Origin of the sequence: Hydrogenimonas sp., assembly GCF_029933015.1 — a bacterium.
In the GTDB taxonomy this organism is placed as follows: Bacteria; Campylobacterota; Campylobacteria; order Campylobacterales; family Hydrogenimonadaceae; genus Hydrogenimonas.
In genome coordinates this window covers 11,292-18,389 of record NZ_JAOZOZ010000021.1, presented here as the reverse complement: position 1 = coordinate 18,389, position 7,098 = coordinate 11,292, and the positions used below count along the sequence as shown (strand labels likewise).

The 7,098-nt window shown below is 56.0% G+C and carries 6 protein-coding genes; 3 read left to right on the top strand and 3 right to left on the bottom strand.

Features of this window, described 5'->3' with window-relative positions; translation table 11 throughout:
• Positions 1–477 (top strand): type II secretion system F family protein (locus tag Q1K23_RS02855; RefSeq protein WP_300362131.1); only part of this gene is annotated, 477 nt, incomplete at its 5' end.
• Between the two features lie 36 nt (positions 478–513).
• Here the strand turns inward: Q1K23_RS02855 and Q1K23_RS02850 are convergent.
• Positions 514–2,595 carry an ATP-dependent helicase gene (locus Q1K23_RS02850; protein WP_300362129.1) on the bottom strand — a complete coding sequence of 694 codons (2,082 nt, stop codon included), beginning with the start codon at positions 2,593–2,595 and terminating at the stop codon, positions 514–516.
• Positions 2,596–2,679: 84 nt separating this feature from the next.
• Here Q1K23_RS02850 and Q1K23_RS02845 point away from each other — a divergent pair, with 84 nt between their 5' ends.
• Positions 2,680–5,313 (top strand): valine--tRNA ligase, encoded by a 2,634-nt coding sequence (locus Q1K23_RS02845; RefSeq protein WP_300362127.1) that lies wholly within the window; start codon positions 2,680–2,682, stop codon positions 5,311–5,313.
• Positions 5,314–5,384: 71 nt separating this feature from the next.
• Here Q1K23_RS02845 and Q1K23_RS02840 read toward each other — a convergent pair whose 3' ends face one another.
• Positions 5,385–5,597 (bottom strand): hypothetical protein, encoded by a 213-nt coding sequence (locus Q1K23_RS02840; RefSeq protein WP_300362124.1) that lies wholly within the window; start codon positions 5,595–5,597, stop codon positions 5,385–5,387.
• Entirely contained in the window at positions 5,576–6,148 is a 573-nt protein-coding gene (locus Q1K23_RS02835; protein WP_300362121.1) for a hypothetical protein, read from the bottom strand. The genes Q1K23_RS02840 and Q1K23_RS02835 overlap by 22 nt, the downstream gene beginning before the upstream one ends.
• A gap of 63 nt (positions 6,149–6,211) precedes the next feature.
• Between Q1K23_RS02835 and ppk2 the strand changes: the two genes are divergently transcribed.
• Positions 6,212–7,098, top strand: an 887-nt coding sequence (gene ppk2 / locus Q1K23_RS02830) for a polyphosphate kinase 2 (RefSeq protein ID WP_300362118.1), incomplete at its 3' end; no start/stop codon positions are given.

Sequence of the window (7,098 nt, the reverse complement as noted above, 5' to 3'; positions counted from 1 at the left end):
TACAAAGCCGACAAGCTGATGCTCAAAACCTATCTGATCAAGGATATCATCTTCTTCGCGACCCTCAACCGCTTCTCCATCGTATTCACCGAACTGGTCCACGCGGGCATCCCCATCGCCGACGCACTGGATACGGCGACAAGCATGATCGACAATGCCGTCATGCGGGAAAAACTCGAAGCGGTCAAAGTCTCCGTATCTCGAGGTGTGAGCCTTACCGAAGCGTTTCGGGACACCGGGGTCTTCGAAAACATGATCATCCAGATGATCAGCGCCGGCGAGAGCAGCGGCCAGCTCGACAACATGATGCGCAAAGTCACCGACTACTACCGCATGCGCTTCAACCACATTCTCGACAACATGTCCAGCTACATCGAGCCGATCATGCTGGCCATCATCGCAGCACTGGTCCTGCTGCTGGCTCTGGGTATCTTCCTGCCGATGTGGGATATGGCCCGCGCCGTCAAAGGACACTGACCCGAAGCGGCGGCCCCTTTCGGAGGGGCTTCGCCTTCACTTCCTTTCCTCCTCCCCACCTTCGCTCAGCTGCTTGAGCTTCTCGTAAACCTGATCCTTTTTCAACAGACCCGCTTCATAGAGAAACTGTGAAGGGAAGAAGCTCGTATCCTTGAATTTGTCATATTTGGCGTAACTGAGATAGAGCAGGTTTTTCGCCCGGGTGACGGCCACGTAAAAGAGCCGTCTCTCCTCTTCGATCAATCCCGCCTGGCTGGCGAGCTTTCGGTTGGGGAAGCGTCCGTCCATCAGGTCGATGACATAGACTTCATCGAACTCCAGCCCTTTGGAGGCGTGGACCGTCAGCAGATTCACCCCCTCCCCTTCGCTCAGCTCTCCACCTCCCAGCACCATGGCGTTGATGAACTTTTCGAGACTGCGGTACGCGCCCGCCAGTTGCACGAGAAGCACCCCTTTGCGCCTGATGCGCTCATGGGCTTCGTTTTTTTTCGTCTCGTCCACTTCACCGTTCTTGAGCGTCGCCCGTTTCGTCGCCAACTGCTCGGCGATGAACCGGTAGGTTTTCGAGGCGAGTATCTCCCGCATGATCGGAACGGGCTGCTTTTTTGGACGAAGGGAGGCGACCAGTCTGAAAAAATCGTGAATGAAGGTAACGCCATCGGCGTTGAGAGCCGGATGCTTGAGAATCGGATGGGCCATGAACTTCTCGTCGAATCCCAGATGGGCGAAACGCGACACCGATCCCACATGGGTGGGATGGTCGAAAAGCCCCAGCTGATAGTTGACCGTCCGGGCCTTGAAGGGATTGACCTGGTCATCGGGATGCAGAATCCCCGAAAGCATATCGCCGTGCCCCAGGGCTACGAGTCCCTCGAAGAGCTCCTTGGCCGTGGCGCTTCCGATCCCTTTGGCGTATTCGAAGATGTGGATGAAGGCCATCATATCCTTCGGATTGGCCATCAGTGTCGCCAGATCGAGGGCGGCCCTGACCTCTTTGGCATCGAAAAAGCTCCGTCCCCCTTTACGCCGACAGGGAATCCCCTGCTCCCTGAGCATCGCCTCGATCCCGTCGGCCGTGGCGTTGTTTCGGAAAATGACGGCGATCTGGGGATGGGGCGTCGTCGACCTTCGGATCGTCTGGGCGATCGCTTCGTACTGCTGCATCAGATTGTCGAAAATCAGCAGTTTCGGCTGCATGGCACCGCCGCTGCGCACCACTTCGAGCTGCTTGGGATAGATACGCTCGTTGTATTCGATGACCCGGTTGGCCAGAGAGAGGATCGGCGCCGTGGAGCGGTAGTTTTTCGAAAGCGTGAAGACCCGCGCGTCGGGATACTTGCGGGTGAAGCTTCCAATGATATGGATGTTGGCGCCGTTGAAAGCGTAGATGCTCTGATCGTAGTCACCCACGCAAAAGAGCGAGGGCGGGTCCATCGCGTCGATCCAACTGCCCTGCAGCTCGTTGGTATCCTGGTACTCGTCCACCAGCACTTCCCTGAAAGGGAGTTTCGTCCGTTTCGACACCTCCCGCATCTGGATCAGCAGATCGTTGAAGTTGACGAAACCGTACTCTTTTTTGGTCGCTTCGAACTCCTCGACGATATCGAGATAGATTTCGGCGTAACTCTCCTGCCCCGGATGGCGCTTTTCGAGCCACTCGCCGAACTCCTCCACCGAAGCGTTCTGCCACAGAGAGTAGACGTCGTGCAGAAAGTTGGCCGAAAGGGGCTGAGCCTCGGCGCCGATGTGATGGAACTGCCGTTTGTCGTAGATGGAGCGAAAGAGGGTTTTGAGTTCCGAAGGCTGTTTGAGAATGATCGACCGGTCCATCTTTTTCAGCCAGCGGTAGCTGACGGCGTGGAAGGTTCCCGCTTCGATCCTGCCGGCCACCTCCCGGCTGAAATAGCCGGCCACGCGCTCCACCATTTCGGCCGCCGCTTTGTTGGTGAAGGTAAGAAGCAGTATCTCTTCGGGTTTGATACCCTGCCCCAGCAGATAGCCGATACGCCCCACGATCGTGGAGGTTTTCCCCGTTCCGGCGGAAGCGATGATGAGATTGTGCCCGAAGGGCGCTTTGGCTGCGGCGAGCTGTTCGGGATTGAGACGAGAAAGAGGCATACAACCCTTTGTTTTTTAACCGGAATATTACAGGCTTTTGGATATAATCGCGCTTATTTCAACGAATCAACCGAAGAGGCTTTTATGAGCGACACCAAAAAAAATTATTACGATCCCAAAGCGATCGAAAACGACTACTACAGAACGTGGGAAGAGCGGGGTTATTTCGAAACCGACGGAAACACCGCAATTCAGGAGAAGGAGAAGACTTTCTGCATCATGATGCCCCCGCCCAACGTCACGGGCCACCTGCATATCGGCCACGCGCTGACCTTCACGCTGCAGGACATCATCGTCCGCTACAAGCGTATGGACGGCTTCAAGACCCTCTGGCAGCCCGGCACCGACCACGCCGGCATCGCCACCCAGAACGTCGTCGAAAAGCAGCTGCTCGAACAGGGTAAGACAAAAGAGGAGATCGGCAGGGAGGAGTTCCTCAAGCTCGCCTGGAAACAGAAAGAGAGCTCCGGCAACGCCATCACCACCCAGCTGCGCCGCCTCGGCGTCTCGCCCGCCTGGAGCCGGGAGCGCTTCACGATGGACGAGGGGCTGGCCAACGCCGTCAAAAAGGCCTTCAAGACGATGTACGATCAGGGCTGGATCGTCCAGGGCAACTACATGATCAACTGGTGTACCCACGACGGGGCGCTCAGTGACATCGAAGTCGAATACGAAGAGAGTGAGGGAAAGCTCTACTACATCCGCTATCCTCTCAGCGACGGCAGCGGCCATGTCGTCGTCGCCACGACCCGCCCGGAGACTTTTTTCGGCGACACCGCCGTCATGGTCCACCCCGAGGACGAGCGCTACAAGGACCTGATCGGCAAGACGATCCTGCTGCCGCTCATCGGCCGGGAAATCCCGATCATCGCCGACGAACACGTCGACAGAGAGTTCGGGACCGGCGTGGTCAAGGTCACCCCCGCCCACGACCCCAACGACTACGAAGTCGGCTTGCGCCACGGGCTCGATTTCATCACCGTCTTCGACGAAAACGGCATCCTCAACGAATACGCCGGAGAGTTCGCCGGTATGGAACGCCTCGAAGCCCGCGAAGCGATCGTCAAAAAACTCGACGAAGAGGGGTTTTTGGAGAAAGTCGAGGAGCACCGCCACCAGGTGGGCCACTGCTACCGCTGCAAAAACGTCGTCGAACCCTACATCTCCAAACAGTGGTTCGTCAAAAAAGAGTTCGCCGCCGACGCGATCCGCCGTGTCAACGAAGGGGAGGCCCGTTTCTTTCCCGAACACTGGATCAACAGCTTCAACGCCTGGATGAGAGACCTGCGCGACTGGTGTATCAGCCGACAGCTCTGGTGGGGGCACCAGATCCCGGTGATGTACTGCGACGACTGCGGCCACCAGTGGGCTTTCGAGGGTGACACCCCGACAAAATGCGAGAAGTGCGGCAGCACCAACATCCACCAGGATCCCGATGTGCTGGATACCTGGTTCAGTTCCGGTCTCTGGCCCTTTTCTACCCTGGGCTGGGGCAACGGCGAAGCGTTCAAGAATGAAAAGTGGTTCGAAAGCGATATGGAGGAGTTCTACCCCAACTCCCTGCTGATCACGGGTTTTGACATCCTCTTCTTCTGGGTAGCGAGGATGCTGATGATGGGCGAGAAACTCACGGGCGAACTGCCCTTCCCCCACATCTATCTCCACGCCCTCGTCAAGGACGAGAAGGGGCAGAAGATGAGCAAATCCAAGGGCAACGTCATCGATCCGCTGACGATGATCGACAAATACTCCGCCGACGCCTTGCGCTTTACCCTGGCGGTCCTGGCGGTGCAGGGGCGCGACATCAAACTGAGTGAAGAGAAGCTGGAACTCAGCCGAAACTTCACCAACAAACTCTACAACGCCGCCAACTATCTGCTGATGAACGCCGAGAAGTTCGACGACCTCGACCCCGAAGCCGTCGAATCGCCCCTGGGCCGCTACATGCTCAGCCGCTTCTACATGGCCGTCGAAGAGACACGCGACTACATCGAGCAGTACCGCTTCAACGACGCGGCCACGACGCTCTACCGCTTCCTCTGGGGCGAGTTCTGCGACTGGGGGATCGAACTCTCCAAAGCCAGCAAGGAGAGCGTCAGCGAGCTGGGCAGCATCTACAAGGAATCGATGAAACTGCTGCATCCTTTCATGCCCTACATCACCGAGTATCTCTACCAGCGCCTTGGCGGTACAGATCTTGAAAAGAGCGAATCGATCATGATCAAGCGCTATCCCGCAAGCGGCCCCGTCGACGAGCGGATCATGGCCGATTTCGCCCTGGCCATCGAAGCGATCGTCTCGATCCGCCGCTGCAAGACCCTGGTGGACAAGGGCAATCAGCGCATCGAGAAAGCCTACGTCAAGTTCGCAGGCCCCATCGACGAAACGATGATGAAACCCTTCATCGAAAAACTGGCCAAGGTGGACGAAGTGGTCTTCACCGACACCAAACCCGAAAAGGCGGTCACCGACGTGGGCGACCACGTAGAGAGCTACATCTCCACCGCCGACATCGACATGGGCCCCATCGTCGCCCGGATGACAAAGCAAAAAGAGAAGCTCGAAAAAGAGATCATGAAACTAAGCGGTATGCTGAAAAACGAAAAGTTCGTCGCCAACGCTCCTGCCCAGGTGATCGAGCAAAACCGCAAGGCGCTGGCCGAAGCGGAGCAGAAGCTCGAGAAGATCAAAGCCGAACTGGCGGCGATTGAAGGTTAGAGAGCTTAGGAGCTTAGAGTTTGGCGCATAGAAAAAAGGGAGGCCATGCCTCCCTCACTCAATACTAAAACTCACTCTCCCACTTTTTTGTTTCTCTCCTCTTCCGCCACCCTGTCGACCAGATCGAGTGCGTCGATCGTATTTTTTATGATCTGCTTTTTGCTGGTGAGCGGTTTCATCGCCAGATTTTTGGTACGCTTGTCGGTTTTGGGATCGCTCAGCACCCTCATCACCTCGTTTTCGAGCTCTTTGATGTATTCGTTCAGACACGCTTTGATATCCATTGTTTCTCTCCCTCTTTTTTCAGTTCTTCCCGAAGTTCCAACCATCTGTTTTTCAGATCTTTCCCGTCACCGTATCTCAGAAAGTGCCAATACCTTCGATGCACGCCCCTGAGCCTGCGGGCATGGCGGATCGGACACCAGAACTGCTCCGTTTTCGAAGCGATCTCCCTGACGTAGGCGATGAGACCGTTGAAGTAGGCGCAGTAGAGGCAGTTGAGTTTCTGCAGGGCATTCAGATAGGCCAGACGGTGCCTGTCGAAAACGATATATTCGCCTCTTTCGACCTTGGGTATGCCGTAGAGAGGAAAACAGGTAGCCTGATAGACCGTGACACAAGCATCCATGATAAGAGCGGGAACGATCATACTGTATATAATCGGCGCGGAAAGAACGTAGCGTGGATTTCCCTCACGAATGTAGGTCCACAGAGGTATACGCTCTTGCAGAAAGTCACATCTGCCCTCTTCCTCATCTTCACTCAGTTCTTCATAAAGTTCGCTCTCCGCCGCCTCGATTTTCTCGAGCAGTTCGTTTATCTTTTCGATATCCATATTTCAGCCTCTTCTTGGGTCTTAAAATGATACAATAAAAAAGAACCTATCCAAGGAAACGTCATGGCGAAAGAAAACGAAAAGATCGAAGAACTGAAAACTTTCGAAGATATCGAAGTGTGCGGCAACAGCGATCCGCTGCCCGTTTTGCTCAAGAAAAAGAAAGCGATACGCAAATATCTGGAGGCCGAAGAGCTCAAACCCTACCAGGCCGAACTGATCAAACTCCAAAAGCACCTGGAGATCAACAAACTCAAGATGATCATCCTCTTCGAAGGGCGAGACGCCGCGGGAAAGGGCGGTACGATCCGCCGGGTCACCCGTTATATGAACGAGAAGCACTACCGGGTCGTAGCCCTGGGCAAGCCGACGGAAGAGCAGCGTACCCAGTGGTATTTCCAGCGCTACGTGGAGCAGTTTCCCCGGGGCGGAGAGATCGTGCTCTTCGACCGCAGCTGGTACAACCGCGCCATGGTGGAACCCGTCTTCGGCTTCTGCACCCCCGACGAGTACCAGACCTTCATCGAGGATACCCCCAGCTTCGAAAAGGGGCTGGTACGCAACGGCATCATTCTGATCAAACTCTACTTCTCCGTCACCAAAGAGGAGCAGCGACGACGTTTCGAACGGCGCAAGACCGACCCTCTGCGCCAGTGGAAACTGAGCGAAGTGGACCTGCAGGCCCAGGAGCGGTGGGACGACTTCACGAACATGAAGTACGAGATGCTCAAACACACCCACACGACCATCGCCCCCTGGACCATCATCCGCTCCGACAACAAGCATCTGGCACGGCTCAACGTCATGCGGGTCATCCTCAACTCCATCCACTACGAAGGACGCGACGACATGCTCGACTACGTCCCCGACAGCAACATCGTCGTCTCGGGTGCGCGCGAGATCGAACTGATGGAGGCCCAGCGTCTGCGAAGCGGCAAATTCATCGGTTA

Coding starts and splice junctions, on each gene's coding strand:
- Q1K23_RS02840 (WP_300362124.1), bottom strand. CDS start 5,597: ATGGATATCAAAGCGTGTCTGAACGAATACATCAAAGAGCTCGAAAAC.
- Q1K23_RS02850 (WP_300362129.1), bottom strand. CDS start 2,595: ATGCCTCTTTCTCGTCTCAATCCCGAACAGCTCGCCGCAGCCAAAGCG.
- Q1K23_RS02835 (WP_300362121.1), bottom strand. CDS start 6,148: ATGGATATCGAAAAGATAAACGAACTGCTCGAGAAAATCGAGGCGGCG.
- Q1K23_RS02845 (WP_300362127.1), top strand. CDS start 2,680: ATGAGCGACACCAAAAAAAATTATTACGATCCCAAAGCGATCGAAAAC.